16 protein-coding genes are annotated in these 18918 nt (G+C 53.6%); 3 read left to right on the top strand and 13 right to left on the bottom strand.

Annotation, left to right across the window (positions count from 1 at the left end; genetic code table 11):
* Positions 1-72 precede the first annotated feature (72 nt).
* The 3 genes from ML541_RS12965 to ML541_RS12955 all read left to right on the top strand — a co-directional run bounded on the left by ML541_RS12965 (position 73) and on the right by ML541_RS12955 (position 4309).
* Entirely contained in the window at positions 73-1314 is a 1242-nt protein-coding gene (locus ML541_RS12965; RefSeq protein WP_243373458.1) for a penicillin-binding transpeptidase domain-containing protein, read from the top strand.
* Positions 1315-1470: 156 nt separating this feature from the next.
* On the top strand, positions 1471-2727 hold the full coding sequence (locus tag ML541_RS12960; RefSeq protein WP_243373472.1) for a malectin domain-containing carbohydrate-binding protein: 1257 nt from the start codon (positions 1471-1473) through the stop codon (positions 2725-2727).
* 79 nt (positions 2728-2806) lie between these two features.
* Complete coding sequence (locus ML541_RS12955; protein WP_243373457.1) at positions 2807-4309, top strand: right-handed parallel beta-helix repeat-containing protein; 1503 nt, start codon at positions 2807-2809, stop codon at positions 4307-4309.
* A gap of 81 nt (positions 4310-4390) precedes the next feature.
* On the opposite strand, the gene ML541_RS12950 is transcribed toward ML541_RS12955, so the two are convergent.
* From ML541_RS12950 to ML541_RS12890, 13 genes are all read right to left on the bottom strand, one after another.
* Complete coding sequence (locus ML541_RS12950) at positions 4391-5383, bottom strand: glycosyltransferase (RefSeq protein ID WP_243373456.1); 993 nt, start codon at positions 5381-5383, stop codon at positions 4391-4393.
* Positions 5384-5409: 26 nt separating this feature from the next.
* Positions 5410-6552, bottom strand: a complete 1143-nt coding sequence (locus ML541_RS12945; RefSeq protein WP_243373455.1) for a hypothetical protein — start codon at positions 6550-6552, stop codon at positions 5410-5412.
* Positions 6553-6560: 8 nt separating this feature from the next.
* Positions 6561-7697 carry a CapA family protein gene (locus ML541_RS12940; protein WP_243373454.1) on the bottom strand — a complete coding sequence of 379 codons (1137 nt, stop codon included), beginning with the start codon at positions 7695-7697 and terminating at the stop codon, positions 6561-6563.
* A 1-nt stretch (position 7698) separates the two neighbouring features.
* Positions 7699-8949, bottom strand: coding sequence for a glycosyltransferase family 4 protein (locus tag ML541_RS12935; RefSeq protein WP_243373453.1), 1251 nt, complete (start codon positions 8947-8949; stop codon positions 7699-7701).
* Complete coding sequence (locus ML541_RS12930) at positions 8946-10316, bottom strand: hypothetical protein (protein ID WP_243373452.1); 1371 nt, start codon at positions 10314-10316, stop codon at positions 8946-8948. Before ML541_RS12930 ends, ML541_RS12935 begins: the two co-directional genes overlap by 4 nt.
* On the bottom strand, positions 10313-11686 hold the full coding sequence (locus ML541_RS12925; RefSeq protein ID WP_243373451.1) for an oligosaccharide flippase family protein: 1374 nt from the start codon (positions 11684-11686) through the stop codon (positions 10313-10315). Before ML541_RS12925 ends, ML541_RS12930 begins: the two co-directional genes overlap by 4 nt.
* 46 nt (positions 11687-11732) lie before the next feature.
* Complete coding sequence (locus ML541_RS12920) at positions 11733-12779, bottom strand: DUF354 domain-containing protein (RefSeq protein ID WP_243373450.1); 1047 nt, start codon at positions 12777-12779, stop codon at positions 11733-11735.
* A 130-nt stretch (positions 12780-12909) separates the two neighbouring features.
* Entirely contained in the window at positions 12910-14127 is a 1218-nt protein-coding gene (locus ML541_RS12915; protein WP_243373449.1) for a hypothetical protein, read from the bottom strand.
* Positions 14118-14873, bottom strand: coding sequence for a hypothetical protein (locus ML541_RS12910; RefSeq protein ID WP_243373448.1), 756 nt, complete (start codon positions 14871-14873; stop codon positions 14118-14120). Before ML541_RS12910 ends, ML541_RS12915 begins: the two co-directional genes overlap by 10 nt.
* Before the next feature lie 251 nt (positions 14874-15124).
* Positions 15125-16240, bottom strand: a complete 1116-nt coding sequence (locus ML541_RS12905; protein WP_243373447.1) for a GNAT family N-acetyltransferase — start codon at positions 16238-16240, stop codon at positions 15125-15127.
* The gene (locus ML541_RS12900; protein ID WP_243373445.1) at positions 16240-17361 is read right to left on the bottom strand and encodes a DegT/DnrJ/EryC1/StrS family aminotransferase; all 1122 of its coding nucleotides are present in this window, start codon (positions 17359-17361) and stop codon (positions 16240-16242) included. Before ML541_RS12900 ends, ML541_RS12905 begins: the two co-directional genes overlap by 1 nt.
* Positions 17312-17851 carry an acyltransferase gene (locus ML541_RS12895; RefSeq protein WP_243373443.1) on the bottom strand — a complete coding sequence of 180 codons (540 nt, stop codon included), beginning with the start codon at positions 17849-17851 and terminating at the stop codon, positions 17312-17314. Before ML541_RS12895 ends, ML541_RS12900 begins: the two co-directional genes overlap by 50 nt.
* Before the next feature lie 47 nt (positions 17852-17898).
* Complete coding sequence (locus ML541_RS12890) at positions 17899-18906, bottom strand: Gfo/Idh/MocA family oxidoreductase (RefSeq protein ID WP_243373441.1); 1008 nt, start codon at positions 18904-18906, stop codon at positions 17899-17901.
* Between the last annotated feature and the right edge of the window lie 12 nt (positions 18907-18918).

The raw sequence follows: 18918 nt of genomic DNA, 5'->3' as shown, positions 1-18918 counted from the left end.
CGGCAAAGGGTTGCTTTTTTCCCTCTGTCATGGCAGCCTTACAACATCTAAGGACCGGAGAGCAGCGAAGACATGACCACCCGCAAACAACTCATCATAGCCACCACCGTCATCGTCGCCATCGGCATAACCGCCTGGCTTTTCCTGCCAGGGAGCCCCATCGGCAAGCATATTTTCGTCAGAACGAAGCCCCCTGCCCGGCCACAGCTCTTCCGCTACGCATCCCTTACCAGTCTTGACCTTTTCCGTTATCTCTGCACCACAAGCGGCCTGCGCCCGTCACCCGGCGGTGATCTTCTGCTGCAGGACGGCAACATGGCACACCTTTCCCTGCAGAGGAACCTGCAGGAAGAGGTACGAGCCTTCATGGAAAAAAGGAAGGTTCCCTATGCTGTCTTTGTGGCCATTGAGCCTAAGACGGGACGGGTGCTTGCCAGTGTCGCCCATTCCTCCCTATCGCCTGAATGGGAGAACCGCGCCCCATTCTCCGGCTACCCCATGGCTTCACTGTTCAAAGTGGTAACCGCAGCCGCCGCTTTCCAGACCGGCAAAGCCAATGCACTCACCCCCATCCACTTTCGTGGCGGAGCCACCTCGGAAAGCCCCAGTCGCTGGGGCAGGCCAGGCCGTGGCGGGGATGCGGCCATTCCCCTGTGCAATGCCATGGCCCACTCGGTCAATCCCGCCTTCGGCAGGCTGGCGGAAGATTGCCTGGACCCTGCGACCCTTTCCGCCACAGCCCGGCAATTCGGCTTCGGCACCTACCCCTTCGGCGGCAATTTCATAGCCATGGCCGAGCTACCCACACCCACCACCGATGGAGAACTGATGCGCATGGCAGCTGGGCTCGACCACAAGGTCAGGATTTCTCCCTTTCAGGTGGCGATGATTTTTGCCGCACTGGGTAATGGCGGCACCATGCCGACCCCTTCCCTGGTGGACGCCATCCAGGGACCGGGAGGCAAAGAGCTGTACCGGATGAAGCCCGCCCCCCTTGCTGCCATGACCTCCCCCCATGTGGCCGCAGAACTGCTCCGAGCCATGTCCCAGACAGTCGCCTCGGGAACGGCCAAGACCGCCTTTCGTGACGCCAAAGGCCGCCGCTACCATCAGGCCATCCCCGTAGCCGGCAAGACCGGTTCCATCGTCGGCTTCGAGCCCCGGGGCCATTACAACTGGTTCGCCGGCGTCGCCCCCGCCAACGACCCCCAGATCGCCTTCGTCGCCCTGACGATCAACGGCGATATGCTCAGGCTCCGTGCGCCGCAACTGGGACGCGCCGCCCTGGACATCTTTTTCGCCAACAAACGTTAACATCCCTCTGCCAATCCCCTCTTTGCCCTGCAATGTGATTCCCGTCACCGCAATACCTCTGATGTTTCCTTACTGTAACCCTATAACGGCAACGCTTTTTCGTCAGAATTCGCAACCAGAAAAACAGAAAACCTGGAGGTAGTAAACGTGCATTACATGAAACCGAAGACATCACCCGCAGCCGTTTTGCGTGTGCTTTTAGTAGTTATCACCGTGTTTCTTGTGGCAACTCATCTTTTAGCTGCACCCTCCCATGCTGCCCAAGCCAGCCTTACCTGGAGCGCACCCACGACCTATCTTGACGGCAGTCCAGCCACCCCGTCTGGTTACAAAGTCTATACGGGCACCGTTTCGGGAAGCTATACGAAAACCACCGACGTGGGCAATGTCACCTCCTATACGGAGAGTGGTCTCGATGACGGCACCACCTATTATTTTGCCATTATGGCTTATGACGCAAGCGGAGATATGAGTGACCTGTCCAATCAGATGAGCTTTACAACGCCTTCCCCCCCTGTCACCCCAACCTATACCCTGACGGCATCCGCAGGAACTGGCGGTACCATATCTCCGTCCGGGTCCATAGCAATTTCACAGGGGCTGAGTCAGACATTTACCATTACCCCAGCTACAGGGTACAAGATTGCCGGCGTGAACGTTGACGGCGCGTCCGTAGGAGCAGTATCCAGCTACGCCTTCAGCAATATCACCGCCAACCACACCATTTCCGCAAGTTTCACCAACGTCAGTTATACCATCTCGGCCACTGCCGGGACAGGAGGCACCATTTCCCCCGCTGGGACGACGACGGTAACCTACGGCAGCAGTAAAACTTACACCATCGCGCCAAGCTCAGGTTACAAAGTCGCTGATGTCAAGGTGGACGGTGTCTCGGTAGGCGCAGTCACTAGCTACAACTTCAGCAACATCACCGCTAATCACACCGTGGCGGCCAGTTTCAGCGCTGTGGCAGGCAAACTGGTTTTCGCCACCAATTCAGGCGGACCTGATTTTACCAGCTCCAACGGTACCCTTTACAAGGCGGACACCTATTACTCCGGTGGATCCATCAGCAAAACCACCACGGCAATAGCAGGAACAACCGATGACACCCTTTACCAGACCCGCCGGATCGGGAGCTGTTCATACAAAATTCCTGTCCCCAATGGGAACTACTCCGTCACGCTCAAGTTTGCCGAGACCTATTATTCCGCTGCCGGCCAACGATATTTCAACGTCAACATGGAAGGAATCAAGGTTTTGAACCAACTGGATGTTTACGCACTGGTCGGGAAAAACACCGCTTACGATGTTACAATCCCAGTAAGCGTGTCCGATGGAGTTCTCAACATCGATTTCATCAGCGTCAAAGGGAGCGCCATGATTGAGGCTTTAAATGTGGTTACGCGCTAAATCCGTCCTAACGGCAGGTTCGGCAAAATGCCCGGACCTCAGAGAACTGTATTTAATAAGTCAAGAGGAGTTATAAAAGATGAAGAACATCCTGAAAACAGTAATTCATAAAATGAAGGTCAAGCCAGGCCTTTTTCTGGCTGCTCTGTTTACGCTTGCATTACCCGCGCTGGCAAGTGCTGCAGAATTCTATGTGGATCCGGCCGTTACCGGCACCGGCAACGGATCGGCTGCCGCTCCGTGGCAGAAGCTCGATGGATCGGCAACCGCTGCATGGGCAACAATCAATAAGGCCCTTGCCACTTCAGACGTTACCGTCTATTTCTCAGCGCGAAAAGCAACCTCCGATGTGGATATGCCTTCTTCCGTCAGAATTTCCATCGCCAGAACGGACACCTCCACCAATCGCCTGACCCTGGACGGCATGTCCAAATACGACACCAATCCGGCAAGTCCATCATGGTCAGATTACAGCGGGCCCAGCCGTTTCAGCATCACGACCTCTTCCTACTCCATAGAGGCTGGCTTTGGACCCTCCAAGAAGAACTACGTCACTGTCAGAGGATTTAAATGCAAGACCACCGGTCAATCCCAGGCTTTGTATTACTGGGGTGGTGACCACGTTCTTTTCGAGAAAAATGATCTCTCGGCCGCCACGTCCGTTGCCTTTTTCGATTATGCCCACCGGCCGGATCCGACAGATACCAGGCAGAATGGGGGGTGTACCGACATTACCTTCCGCAACAACACTATTCATGATTCTACCGGAGAAGGCATTTACATCGGTGGCTCATCGGATACCGGCTTGCCTGCCCACTCCTATGTGACTCTCCAGGGCAATAACATTTACAATACGGGTATCAATGGTGGCCAGGGGGACTGCATTGACATGAAGGACGGCCTTTCCAACGTGGTGGTACAAGGAAATGTCTGTGCCAACGGCTCAGGTTCTGGCGCAGACGGTATCAGCTCCCACTCTCCTGCACGAATCATCAACAACGTCATTTATGGAATGGCCGATACAGGGATTACGCTTAACACTTACTGGGGCAACGGATATTCCGGTGCGACCATCAGGAATAACCTCATCTTCAAGAATGGCGGCACCGGTATCTCTATCAGCACAAGCAGCACTTCGAAACCGATTAGCAATACCGTCATCGACCATAACACGATCGCAAGCAATACCGGCAACGGTATAACTGTTGCCAGTACTGGTGGTGCCATTTCCGGCCTCACAGTGACCAACAATATCGTCTCCACCAATAAGGCCTACGGCGTCAAGATCAGCACCGACATCACAGCACAAACCGTTGCCGATAACGACGTATACGGTAATACATCGGGAAATTACTCATCCATCGCCAATCAAACCAACAACAATGGCAACATCTCCGGTGATCCTCTCTATGTCAATGCTGCCAATCCTGCAGGTTCAGATGGCGTCTTCTGGACACCCGACGATGGCTACCGCATTACGACCAATTCGCCTGCCTTTTCGGCTTCGAGCACTGGCGGACCAATGGGGGCACTGATTCCCAAAATCTTGAAGCCTCCCGTCCTCACCCTGGTCTCCGACTAAACTGCTACTGGCGACAGACCTCCTGCAAAAAAGTCCCCGCTACCTGCGGGGACTTTTTTGTTTACACAACAGCCCATTTCCTCAGCCATTGAAATCCCTCAACTCCTGCTGATAGATGTCGATAATCTGCCGTGCCACTTTTTCCAGGCTCAGGTGCTGGATGTGATCGCGACCATCGCTGCGTCCGCCTGTTCTCAGAACGACCGCGGCTCTGGAAGCCAGCTCCAAAGCGTCGTATCCGGCCAGATGACAGTTAGAAGCGCCCGCTAAAACCCTCGGCACATCGCCCACCTTGACCGATACGACCGGCAGATTGCAAGCCATGGCTTCCTTGACTATATTAGGCGACCCCTCCCAATATGAGGTCATCAGCAACAGGTCTGCAGCATTCATGGCATATGGGAGTTCCTCCTGGTTTTGTTTGTAGAAAGCCCATAGGCGGCACGGCTGTCTGAATCTATCCTGCAGCATCTCCACCGTTCCATTTGCAAGACGATAGTTTTTTCGGGAGTTGTGCGGATCTGCCGCGAAAAGAACGATTTTCTCATCCATTGACAGATTGAAACGCGCACGGGCAAGGGTTTTGTCCATGGGCTTGAACCTTTCGAAATCTACTCCATTGGGCAGGACGGAAACCTTCACCCTCGGTGGAAGATGCTGTGCCATTTCATCTGACTTGACAATAACATGGTCCACCCACTGCGTCAGCAGCCGCGCTATATTCGTATCCACCTGTCCCCTGACCTTCATCTTCCCTTCCATGTCAGGGGTTCCCAAAAGGTCGCTTCCCATCAAGGAAACCACCACCGGATGCTGACGCTGGCACCTGGCAACCCACCCGCAATAGGAATAATGGGCATGGATGACATCGTAGTTCGCGGAGGCAATGCGCCTCCTTAATTCGACAGCACCGCTCAGGTATTTTTTCAAACCGCGCCTGGCAATGGTGGATAGATCAAGAATATCCACATCCAACCCTGCATTGACAAGAGATCGGATCTGGCTGGCTACGAAGGGTTGGAACGAGGGATTGGTTTGGCTGGGCAATCCCCCCACTATTTGAAGAACTTTCATCTTTCCCCCTCCAGACTGCCGAAGGATTATGTGCCTTGATCTCCCCATTGCAACTGTTCGATGAAGCAGGACAGGCGCTGATTGTAGAGATAATTGTCACAGAAACTGCCTGCCTGGAACGCCCAGGTGCCGTGTTGGGGGTCGTGGACCATCCTGCCCGGGACGCCGTCGACAACGCACATTTCGTGGTTGTCCTGGATGCCGAAGTAAGTTTGCAATTCGTTCACCAGATACCTGCCGTCCCTGGTGACGAAAATATCGAGACTCATGCTGGAAAAGTCTCCCGTGTCGAAAACGCCTCTCGCGAAGGAAAGCAGCACAGAGGATGGCCGTGCAAAAGACCTCAAGTGCGAGCCACTGTGGAATTCCCCCGCCTTCATTTTCTCAAAGGCGAAGTATGATGCCCCTATCCTGACAACCCGCCATTCGCGTGCATCGGGCAAATACTCCTGCAGAAAAATGGTGCCTGTCTCTCGGTCTGTGGGCCCCCGACGGTAGTTGGTGAACCCTTTGCGGAAACAGATATTGATGTGCCGGCGAAGACGACCCCGGTCACGGAAAATAATCACTCCCGATGCTCCCGATCCCATATCGCTTTTGAAGACGAGAGGGAGAGGCGCCGTATCGGCAAAACCAAGCGCCTCCTTCCGGTCATAGAAAATCCACGTTTCAGGGTGAGGTATCCCGTTAGCCTTGAGCCAATAGTGCATCCGTCGTTTGCTTTCCCACATCCACATGGCTTCGTATGACGGGAAAACCCTTTTCCCCAGCACTTCGACGAGCACGCGGATGCGTTCGTCGTACATCTGTTTCCAGAAGCTGAAATTTACCGAAGGAACAACGAGAAATGCATCGCACGCCGACTGCGTAACTGTTTCAAGCCAGTCAGGCCTAGTCAGGTCCAGCACCCGGTAAGAAACCTTCAATTCGCGGCAGGCGCGGATATAGAATCGGTGGTTGTGCCAGAACTCTTTGACAATGCCAAAAGTGAATGGATAGGGAGAGACATATTCGGAAACGTCGAATCTTTCGTCATACGGATTCTTCGCAGCCCAATGGGCGGTGCGCAGCTCGATGAGATTGAAATGTCTCTGAACTGCTTGCCTCAGCCCCGGAAACAAGTCTCTTTGCTTCATGTACAAGGAATAGCGTTTCAGTAAGCGTCTCATTTGCACCTCTACCCTTTCAGCATCCCGTTCAACAGCGTTTCCAGGGTTTCCCGGTGCGACTCGCACCGGATCATGTTCTGCAGGCAGAGCAGCCCCTGCGGGGTGTAAATATTGTCGGTAAAGGACATCTTTCTGTTCAGATAACGGAGCGGCCGACTGTGGCCGCGCAGTGCACTGAAGTATTCATTTTTTTTCTTCCTGCACAGCTCCTCCCATTGCGCTTCCACGAAATCCTGAGAGGCTATCTTTCCAGACCGCTCATTGAATTCCTTCATGAATTGCAGTGCCGCTCCCGGTTCCATCTTGCGTGCTCCAGGCTGGACATCTGACTGGCGGTACGGAATAAACAAAATGGTCGAAGTCGGCTCGGCCATGACCTTCAGCCTGACCAGGAAGCCCTGATAAAAAGGCTCGCCGCGGTACGGAAAGCGGTCAAACAGCAGATTACCCTGACCATAGACGATATGACCGTTTTCGTAGTTTTCATAGCAGCCGGGACAATGGGAATGCTGGCAGATTACGGCACCGGCACCCTCTTCTATCATAAACCGGCACGTATCCCGCAGCCGCGGGCTTGGATATGAATAATGTTCAATGCCGCCATGGAGAAGGACGATCAGGTAGTCATATTGTCCCTTGTAGTGTCGGATCGCTCTACGGAATGCAGCAAGATCCAGCGGGTTAGCCCCTGGTAAATGCGCCCGGGCAATGGAAAATTCCCTTTCCGCATAGGCCAAAATGCCGAGTCGTACTCCGCCTACCTCTCTGATCAGCATCTCCCGTGCTTGCTGAAGATTTTCCCCACCGCCAACGATGGCAATGGAGGCATCTTTACAGGCGGATACCGTGCTTTGATATCCTTCGAAGCCATGATCGAGAATGTGATTGTTGGCCAGGTTGGCAATGTGTATGTGGGCGTTTCGCAGTGCCTGGACAACAGATCGCCCTGCTCCCAGAACTGGTCCGGACTTGCGGATCGGAGTTTCTTTGTCTATCAGCGGACATTCCAGGTTGACAATGGAAAGATCCGCCCGTTGGAATTCCACAAGCAGATCGTTGAACAGAGCAGCAGCATCTCCCGCTTCGAAATAGGGCAAGTTGCGATTGATGGGGCATATATCGCCACCGATCACTATCTCCGCCATATCAGGTCTCCAGAGAAGAATATTTTCGGCCTGCAGAAATCGTGGTGAAATACCGCGAAATTCTGAAAGCACTGCTACGCCAATCCAGGAATTGCAAGGCCTGCTCGCGTCCCCTCTTGCCGATCCGTCCGGCCTCTGCCGGATCGGCCAGAACAGCCCGTATACGTTCCGCAAACTCGGAAGCATCTCCCGGGCGGCAGAGGTGGGCGGTGCACCCATCAGTAAGGAATTCGCCCAAGTCACCAATACCACAGGTGATGACCGGTCTTTCGCTGGAAAGGTATTCACCCAGCTTGTTTGGAAACCTGCATCGGGAGCGGTCATCATCCCAAAGGGGAAGAAGAAGGGCCTGCGCCGCCCCCATCAGCCGCCTGAGCTCCTTGTCATCCACATAGCCGGTCATGCGGACTGCTTCTCGGGGAAGGCCAAGACTGTCCACATGGCGTTTAACCGCCTCTTCCGCATTATCGGATTTGGAGCCGGCCAATATCAGGGAGCACCTGCCACCCGTGCCGAGGGCCAGCTTGAGCGCCTGGAGCATGAACTGTATGTCCCGCATATAGGCATCGGCATTACCGCACCACAGGAGATAAGGCTGCTCGGGCATTTTTTTAGCCCCGTCAAGGGGATGACCGAAAATGTCGACGTCAGCAAGTACCGGCACTCTCATTATCTTGTTGGAAATAGAAAAACCTGAGCAGATCCCTTCCAGCCGGTCCTCTATGGTCCTGGAAATGGCAAGGGTCCCCTGGGTAAGGGCAAGATTGACCACACCTTTTACCCATTCAAGTCTTCCAGGCCACCACTCGTTATACTCCTGGACGACAGGCAAGCGGAACAGGCGCAGCAGTGATTTGCAAGCAATGCCGAACATTCCTCTGCCAAGCCATGCATATATACAAACCTGGTTATCCTTCGACCTTATCTGACTCAGCCTCTTAATGATGCACAGAACTCCGTACAGACAGGTTGCCTTCCTCAGCACTGGATTGGCAGGTCTTGACAGCGTTGCAGGAAAATAATCGTAGGCAATTCCCTCGAAAGTTCCAGTTACTTGTTGATTCAACCCTGAAGGGCTTCCGCCAATGTGAAAAACGGTGAACTTCAGCCCCTGTGAAGTGGCCGCCTTGCCGATCATACGAATCCGCTGCGTCTGGGCCATTCCGAAGGGAAAGCCGATACCCCGGCAGATGCAGATAACATGGGTGGATTGTCGCCGAAGCCCGTGAAGGGAAGCTTCGCTATGGGTCATGCCTCGCCTCCATTGGGGGAAACGTGACAAGCAGCGGTTCGTTGCTTTTGCGGCACGGCTGTTGGCCAGCATGAACGGATCTCTGCCGTTGCCACTGAAACGGCACCTCTCTCTGCCCAAAATCCTGCGCAACGGCCGGCCAGAAGACAGATGAGGTATGAATAGCTTGTAAGGGAAGGATTGGTGTAGGTGCTGAATCCGGTACAGGCCAGCCCCCACAAGACGACGAGAACAGCGGTTGCCCCGTCATCACCTGTCGCTCCTCCCTTCAAGGCCTTGAATCCGGGAAAAACAATCAGCACCAGATAAGAAACCAAGGTTGGCAGGCCACCAATAAATGCCGTCCAGAGCAATGCATTGTCGAAGAACTGATAGTCCTTTCCGTCCCAATCCCAGCTGCCATTGGGCCCCCTGCCGATAACCAGATCCGAGACCGGCACCTGGGAAAAGAACTCTGCGTACTGCCCGGAGCGGGTATCGTTTAAAGCGCGTTCTTCGAAGGCGGTAATGGACTGAGAAAGGTTGTCCTTCAGCACGAACCCCGCCATCATGAACAGAAGCGCCAAGAGGCAGAACACTGCCAGCATCTTGGGCCTTGATCGGACCTGTTGGTGGCGCGAGCATCGGGAAACTAAGAGGAAGCCGAGCAGGAGAAGGATCGACATCAGGAACCAGGAACGAGTCTGAGTAATAATGGTAGTCATTACGAAAACGACGAAAGGGAAACAACCCAGCAACAGCCGCCAGGACCGACTCTTCCAGGAGCTGAGAAACGTCCATCCCCCAAACCACATGAGAAGCACCATGTAATAGACAGGTGCTGAAAACCATCTCTCGGTGACTACCCTGTGGTCCTTGACGATGGCGTACAGTGCCAGCACCGCCGTCAGGTATGCAATGCAACGGATTACCGGCTCCAGTATCTGCCACGCATTCCTGTTCATGCCCGCAAAAAAGGCTATGCAGCTAAGCCATACAAAAGGGCCGGTTGCACCCAATGCCTTGTACGAACCATAATCTGCCGGACCATAGGTAATTGCAGCCCAGGTGAAAGCAGTACCGACCAGCAGCCAGAAGCACAGCCGGCCAGATCGGCTCAGCCTGTGAAATTCTCCCGTTATTGCCGCTACGGCACCGGCAGAGGTGGTCGCCAGAATGCCGAGGCCGTGCAAGACATAATAAATGAATGGCTTGCCCTGAGGATCGGTAAGTCCTTCTTCAGCAGTATCACCGATGGACTGAGCCAGGAGTATCCAAGCCAGCCAGGATGCAACCAGACCCACAACAGCCAGACCTGCCGTCACTTTGCAAGAGCCGTTGCTCCGGTCCATTGAGTCGTGATTGCGACCTACCACAGTAGCCATCATGATGCCACCTCCTGCTGCTCTTTTCGGGATACAACTTCTCTTGCAGGCCATGGCTGGCGCAGGTAACGGTACAGGACAAGGAGCAGGAGAATGACACCAGCGCCATAACTGATGACATGGGCAAGTGCCAATCCTTGAGCGGTGGCGACCGGCCCGGCCAAACACAAGCTTATCAGGAGAAAGCCGCGGAAGATGTCCAGGAAAAGCATCTGCCGGGATTGTTCTGCCGCCCATAATCCGGCAGTGGCAATAGTCCAGAGAGAGCTGACAATGCATAAAACGGCGACCATCCCCAGTACCTTCCCCCCTTGGGCAAAATCCTTCCCGTACCACGACATCAGCTGGTCTGAAAAGAGCATGAATAGTAATGCACCAGTTACAGTCACTCCCATGGTAATTCCACCTGCACAAAGAAGTACCCTGGCAAAGCGGCGCCGGCTCCCTTCAGCCTGGAGATTGGCCAGAACAGGCACGGAGACGTGAAAAACCCTGGTCGGCAGAAATACCAGCACGTTTTGAAAGCGGCTGGCGGCATTGAAGAGGGCAAATTCCGTAACGCCGCCCGGTTGGCGTGCAAGCAGGATCCCGACCAGCCAGTTGGTGACGTTCAAGGCGATGGCGCTGAGCCAGACCATGGTTGACATTCGCAGGATGCATCGTTCCTCCCATAGCCGCCGGAATGCAATTCTTATATGCAGGCGCCGGCACTCCCTCCACAGGATTATTTGACCGGCAACACATCCCAGCAGGCTCACCAGGGAATAGGCGACGATAGTTCCGTTCAATCCCCCCCAAAATCCGCCTGCGACTACGACCGGCAGCAGCAGTATCCCTTGGTAGAGGGTGACATGGGCACTTCCGCGAAATGATTCAAGTCCGGCCAGCATCCTCAGCTGAAGCAGACTGACAATCTCGAACATGATCCAGCCGCTGGCAATCCCCAATTGCATCGAAAGGTCCCCCCCCGGTAAGAGCTTTTCAGAGATGGGCGCTGACAAAATGACCAGGATGGCGCCTGCCAAGAGGGAAGAAACGCAGGCAAACGTCAACGAAAAGCCAATGATTCGGCCTGCCCGTTCTGGATCTGTTGATCGGGTACTGGCCACATATTTTGTGGTGGAAAGACCGATTCCGGCCTGGCCGAAGTTGGAAACCATCAGCACCGTGCTTTGGATGATGGCCAATTTGCCGAAGTCTGCCACACCAAGAATGCGGGCGACATAGATGCCCGCCAAAAAACTTGCTGCCTGCCTGAACAACGAACCCGACATGACCCATGAAACTCCCACCGTAAACCTCTTACGCAGGGACTCGGCAGGGAAAACCTTGTCAAACCGCTTTCTTGCATCATGAATCCACGATAACTGCATGCCTGGAGCCTCCCACTAGCACACTCCGATCCCTCAAGGGAGGAAATCAGGTCCGGTTTTCCAGTATGGCAACGAGTTGATCGACGATTCTGCCCAACGCAGGCCGGCTCCCCTTAACAGGCTTGGGCGGGCGATTCCATTTTTCCAGGATCAGCTTCGTCTGGACGTCCTGCACGCTTTGCAGCAGCGTCAGCCGGCCCTTGTCGGCAAGGTACCTGTCGACTGTCCCGGTTTCCCCGCGGAAAATGCTGTAAACAGGCACCCCAAGTGCAGCTGCCTCTCGATTCATCGTCCCACCGCCGCTGATCACCACATCCGAGTGCCAGATCAGGTTTAACCCGTCGACAACAAGTTCAGGGATCAGTACTTTGCCGCTGCGAAAAAGTTCCGGCCACTTCTCCCTGATCTCCGCACCCTGGCGCTCGTTTCGCGGCAACAGAACCATGCGCACTTCATCACGGGCTGTCACCTGCTCCATCACCGCTTCAAAAAGCTCGTCAGTCTGATGCCTGTGATAATGAGCCTCCGTTGCAGGCGGTCGGACAGTAACGGCGATTTCCCCTGACTTTATCCCGAGTTGTTGCAGGATTCCAGCTGTCGGCGTGAAGTCAGGTACATAGACATCTTCCTTGATCCCTGGATACTTGCCGACATAGGAATGCTTGCGAAGGGAATGCTCCGGTATCACCTCGGGCACTATCACGGCATCGGGATGAACAAACGGCAGCCGTTTGGCATGCTCGTAATCAAATATCAGTGCCGACGGGATGCCCAGCATGTTCGCCACCAGCAACTGGGAGCGCGAACCATGGGACAGAGCGAGATGGGGTTTCTCGCGTATTGCCGTTGGTCCCAGTTGTATGGCTCTCACTGCAAGGCCAAGAACTTTAATCAACTTGTTTTTGCCGTAATGACGCCCTATCCGCCTGTATGGGACTTTCAGGAGATCAGCAAGGCCGCAAACCTGGAAACAGTCTCTGGCTGTAACAACCACCCCATACCCCTTTCTTTCCAGTTCCTTGATTATCGGTCTGAAAAATGGGACGTGGGGCGAATTATCAAGGTCGATCCATATCTTTTTACGAGTCCTCATAACAACGCCTCGTGGGGTATAACATTATGATGCTCCTCAACCTCAATGTCCGAACCAAACCATGATCCGGTGCCTTTCGTGGAAGCTTTGGTAATCGGTGATCTTTCACATTTGTTCGCGCCCCTCTTTTCTATTTTTCCGGAGCAGCTACGAAGCTGGCCAGAACTCTCACGGAATCGACGCATCTCTTGATGAAAGGCTTGAAATCATTGAGGGCAAAAACGGCAAATACATGGGGTGCCAGGTAAGGACGCGCAAAAGAGAGAAGACTGCACCCTGGTTTTCCGGTCAGTCGCCCCACATCCTTGAACTCGTCGATCCAATAGATGTTTTCCCGCAAGATGGGCGGGAAATCGATAGAAGGCACCTTTCCATCAACCAGGTGCCGGTACTGGAACCAGGGAAAGTTGATGCCGCAGCGGAGAGCCAGCAGGGCCGAGCGGTTGTGCCGTCCATTGATCTCCATGAGTTTGTATGTTCCATCCCTGGGGTCTTTTTTGAATTCAGTGCAGGCATAACCGCGAAACCTCAACGCTCGCAGGAGCCTGCGTCCGTATCCCGCAACCTCAGGTACATCCTTGCTTTTTACAACGGAAGGAACACCAAAGCCAGGAGGTGCCAGCCTTACCTTCTCGGCTGTAAATTCAACCAATGCTTTGCCCTCCCAGAAATAGGCGTTATAGTTGATCCCCCTGGTATCGTCACCGGGGATATACTCCTGAAGCATTACGCCGATTCCCGCGTTTGCAGCCTCATCATAGGCTGCAACGAGTTCTCCCTTGCTCTCCACCTTGACCATCTTCTTTCTGAAGGCTTCAAAATAGCGGTGGCTCTGTCTTGGTTTGACCAGACACGGATATATCACCTTCGAGGCAAAGCGCTCCACATCCTCCTTGCTTGAGGGAACGAGGGTTCTCGGAACCGGGATTCCCTCTCGCTCTGCCAACTCGTAGGTATACTTCTTGTCAATGAAAAGTTCGGCAACGCTCCAATCGGTACATGCAACAATGTAATGCTTCTCCAGCACCGCCAGGTACCGTGAAACAACCGACAGTGTTGCATCATCCGCAGGCACGAGAATCTGCTTTTCGCTCGTAGCCAGGCTCACCAACAGGGCAATGAACTGCTCCTCGTTTCTTTCCGGATGCGGAGCAGATACACGCTTACTCACATATCTGGAAACATAGCCCATGTCCTGCCGCTGGTAATAGACATTGGTAATCGGAACCCCCATCATGCCCAGGGACCTGATCACGCCAAGGGCTGTAGTATGGGATGAAAGAATGACTGCGGCGACCTCAGGCCGGTGCTGCCCGTCGCAGTCGCCCTTAGCCTTCGTCATGTCCATTGAACCACCGCCTTGTTCATCGATGATTCACAGGAAACCTGGTCGGCTGCAGAGATTGTCCGTTTGACGAGACGTCCGTAACAGAAGCTGGAGACGTCCCTGGGCAGCACGTGCCAATATGCCCCCCGGTATCTCGATGCGACATACTCCAGCAATTCCTCGTAAAAAGCGACCGGGTACTCATCGCAAGCGGGCCTGGTCCCATTTAAACTCATATAATCCGGGTGCACGTTAAGCAGAGCCATCCCCCCCTGTGCAGCAATCCAATCCAGCTTCCTTTTCCATATGTCTATGGTCTTTTCCTTGAGGAGGACAAACAGGGTGAAGTCCTGGGGCAGTGTATATGGCAGCTCCATATAGCCTTGCCCACAGCCGTTGCCCGGCACATGAAAGGGGAAAATGGTACCCACGCCATCGGGCTGCGGTTCAAAAGGATCAGTGTCGAATGTAGAGGAGTCATACTCCATATCCAGTTGGCGAAGCCAGTCAAGGTTGTGATACATGCATGGCGAGCGAAAGCCAACGGCTCCCCATGCCTTCAAAATCCTGTTGATCTGCACGGCTTGCTGCCTGAAGGAATCCTCTGATTCGTACAGTTGATGGTCATGAACAAGCCCATGAAGCCCCACCTCGAATCCTCTGGCAACCAGACGACGGCGAAGGATCTTTGAAACCGGGTAACCCTTACCGACAAAGTTGAAAGAGGAGCGAAAACCAAGGCCGCTTTCAAGGTTCGCAAGCATCATGCAGCGGTCACGGCCCCGAACAGCCTCCACATCATGGGTTAAGACAAAAGCAAACCGCTTTCCCTGAGGCCATCCTGTCCACCCCGCAGGCTTCTGACCGGTATTATGGTCTATGGGCCAGATATCACTGCATTGCCTGAGTCTGCCGGCCATATTCAATCGCCTGATCCAGATCTGCAGCTCTCTGGGAATCCACGGTTTGAGCTTATAATAGACTCGGCGCGTGACCGGTTTTGTCGTAGAAATCATGATCAGCCCTTGTGCCGGTACAACAGTGACCCCAGCGTTTTCAGCAGGGGGATGGGAAGCTTGCCAAGCAGCCGGGTGTAACGGCTGTCCAGCTCGATTTCTCCTGGCACGAAACTGTCTCTGCGCAGATCATATCTGTAGTAATGTATGGTAGTTTCCCTTGTGCCCCAGCCGTTTTTGAACTGTCGCAACCCGTTGTTTCCCGGGTCCGTCCTGCCAAAACAGAAAGACTCGAACCCATTTCTGCAGAACCATTTGATCGCCTCCCATATCACCAGGTTATTAGGCCTGAGATGCTGATGGGTATCGTCCGATGCCCCATATTTGTAAACTCCGGTCCTGCCGAAATGAAAAAAGACCGAAGCTGCGATCGGCTTTTTCCCGCAGCTCGCCAGCACGATGAACCCTTTTCCCTTTGCTATCACGTGTTCACCTACGTTCCTGAAGAAACGGTCCGGCTGTGGTGGCATTCCGTGCTTTTTGCGGGTGATGCAGTTAAGACGTTGGAACACCTCCAGGGCAGCAGGTGTGTCACATATGTTAATTTCCACTCCTGCCGCATTCGCTTTCTTGATGTTTTGCTTCGTGCTGCCCCTGAAGCGTCTGTAGACTTGCTGTTCGTCTGGGGAGAGCTCCAGCACATGACCCAGATAGGAAGCCGATGCCGTTGCAGACGGGAGAAATTCCCCCGCTCCCCTTAACTCTATAGTTTGCCATCCTGCCTTTTTGCCGTAGGCGACAATGGATTTGAGCAAATGGTCAAACTGTCGCTGATCCCCGGCAATGGGCCTGCAATAATCGGTAAAGGCCAAAGAAACCCCCCGACATCCGGTAAGGATGCTTTTCACCTCCATGACAGGAATGACCGCTTCGAGCCTGTCACTGCCATACAAGACAAAGTAGAGGGGAGTGTAATCGTACGATTCCGAGAGAACGCGGGCCCAGCCGGTGGTGTGAAAAAAGGAGCAGCCCTCCAGAGAAAGCAGCAGATCGTCCCATTGTGGGTGTTGGAGAGGATCGATAATAGCCAGGGAAAGCTGGGACCCGTTCGCACAATCACCTGTTGAATCGGGTATCGCCAATGCCTTCTCCGCCTGATTGTCCCGCTGATAAGGCATTATCTCCCACCCGGCGAGCGACGTATGAATTTTTTGATCACATCGGCCGTATGTTCGATCTGTTCCTCCTTCAGCTCCGGGAACATGGGCAGGGAAACTGTTTCATCCGCGCATTTTTCCGCCACCGGAAAGCTCCCTCTCTTCTTGCCCATGAATTTGTAGGCACCCTGAAGATGGACCGGAACAGGATAATGAATGCCGCTGGCAATGCCCTGTTCCTTGAGGGCATCCATGAATGCTTCGCGATTCTGCACGCGGACCGCGAATATATGGTAGATGTGACGGGCGTAGTCCAATTTTTCGGGCAGCACTACGCTGTCTACCCCCGCCAGATGCCGTCGATAAAGCCCGGCGTTCCTGGCGCGCCCATCATTCCAGGAGTCGAGGTACTTCAGCTTCACGCCCAGCACGGCGCCCTGGAGCCCGTCCATCCTGCTGTTCACCCCAATCATGGCGTGGGAGTATTTCTTTGACTGGCCATGGTCGCGCAACATCTTGATCTTCGCTGCCAATTCGTCATCATGGGTCACTACTCCGCCGGCTTCACCGTAAGCCCCCAGGTTCTTGCCGGGATAGAAGCTGAAGCAACCGGCATTGCCAATGGATCCTGCCCGTCTGCCCCGGTATTCTGCCCCGTGCGCCTGGCATGCGTCTTCTATCACATAAAGGCCGTGCGTATTGGCAATCGCCATGATCGGGTCCATGTCAGCCATCTGCCCGTAGAGATGTACCGGAATGATCGCCTTGGTTCGCGGCGTGATGGCCCTCTCAAGCTGGGCAGGGTCCATCGTATAGCTCCGTTCATCGACATCGACGAAAACAGGGGTGGCGCCGCAAAGACTAATGGCCTCGACCGTGGCTATAAAGGTATTCGGAACGGTAATGACCTCGTCCCCCCGACCAATGCCCAGAGCCATGAGCGCAAGCCAGATCGCTTCGGTACCGCTGCCCACACCAATGGCATGCCGGCATTGGCTGAATGCGGCAAATTGATCCTCGAAACGCTCCACGAATGGTCCTCCGGAGAATGCCGTTGCATTCAGGACATGGCGGATTGCGGTTTCAATTTCTTCAGATATTGATTGATATTGGCTCTTGAGATCGAGAAACGGGACGTTCATGTTTTGACTCCTCTTTCCCCAGTATTTTCAGAAGTCGCGCCGGATTCCCGGCAACGATCGCGTTAGCAGGAACATCTTTGGTCACCACGCTGCCTGCTCCGACAATGGCATTCTCACCAATGGTTACTCCGCATAGAAGGGTCGCACTGGAACCAATGGAGGCCCCCTTTTTTATCAGCGTGGTATTGCATTGCCAATCCGCCTCTGTCTGCAGTTTTCCGTCGCCGGTAGTCGCCCGTGGATAGAGGTCGTTGATGAAAGTCACATTGTGTCCAATGAATACATCATCTTCTATGGTTACGCCTTCACAGATGAATGTATGGCTGGATATCTTGCAGTTGCTGCCGACAAAGGCATTTTTCTGTATTTCCACAAATGCGCCGATCTTTGTATTGGCACCTATGGTACAACCATACAGATTTATGAATTTTGAAAGCTTGACGTTACTGGCCAGTATTACATCGTCGGCTATGCAAAGAAATTCTGTCATAGGGACATCCTCCATTGTAGTGATCTAAAATACTTCAGAGGTAAAAGTCATAGATAAGCAAGTTCACCCCCTTTTTTCAGGGACTTGATTATAGCTTCCAGTATCTTCACCGTTCTCAAACCTGCCGCACCATCGTTTATGGGAGTAAGGTCGTTTTCAATACATTGAATGAAATATTCTGCCTCATGGCTCAATGCCTCTATCTGGTCAATTTTCGGTGCCCACATATCACCTGAACGGTAGTTGATCCGGGTTTTATAGGACATTTCTTTCGTCAAATCTCCTTCGATGCCCTTGTCGTACACTCGGATCTTTTCGTCAGAGACAAGATCGTTCCATACAAGCATCTTTTTCTGGGCCCCTAGCAGAGTGGTCCGTATCTTGACGGGCGAAAGCCAGTTGACATTGATGTGGGCCAGGAAGTTATCGGGGTAATACAGGGTGATGAAGGCCAGATTCTCGAGTTCATCGTAAAAGTGGGAAATACCTGTGGCTGTCACTGCACTTGGCGATTTTCCCGTGAGAAAATCAAGTATGGCAAGATCATGAATGGCCAGGTCCCAGACAACATTTACGTCCCTTTGGAAAAGGCCAAGATTGATTCTGGTCGAGTCGAAATAGTAGAGTTCGCCCAAGGTATTGTCATCTATGAGTTCCTTTATCTTTTTCACCGCACCGGTGAAAATGAACGTGTGATCAACCATCAGTTTCAGATTTTTCTTTTCTGCCAGTTCAAGCAGTTCTTCTGCCTGTTCAACGGAAGCAGTGAAAGGCTTTTCGATGAAGACATGCTTCCCATTATTCAGTGCCATCCGGGAAAGCTCGAAGTGTGTTGAAACAGGTGTCGTCACAGCTACGGCATCAATGTCCTTGTCCGCCAGAATCGTTTTGTAATCCTGTGTCGTGACCATTCGGGGATACTTTTTTGCGGCACGACTGAGAGCCTTCTCTTCCAGATCGCATATGGCCACGACTTTTGCTCCGGGAGCTTCATTCAGGTTGCGGACGACATTCGGCCCCCAGTAGCCGTAGCCGATAACACCGATGTTCAGCATCTAGATGCTCCT

Source organism: Geotalea sp. SG265 (assembly GCF_022808985.1).
In the GTDB taxonomy this organism is placed as follows: domain Bacteria; phylum Desulfobacterota; class Desulfuromonadia; order Geobacterales; family Geobacteraceae; genus Geotalea.
Note: the sequence above shows the minus strand (reverse complement) of the source record. Positions and strands in the feature narration are given on the sequence as shown.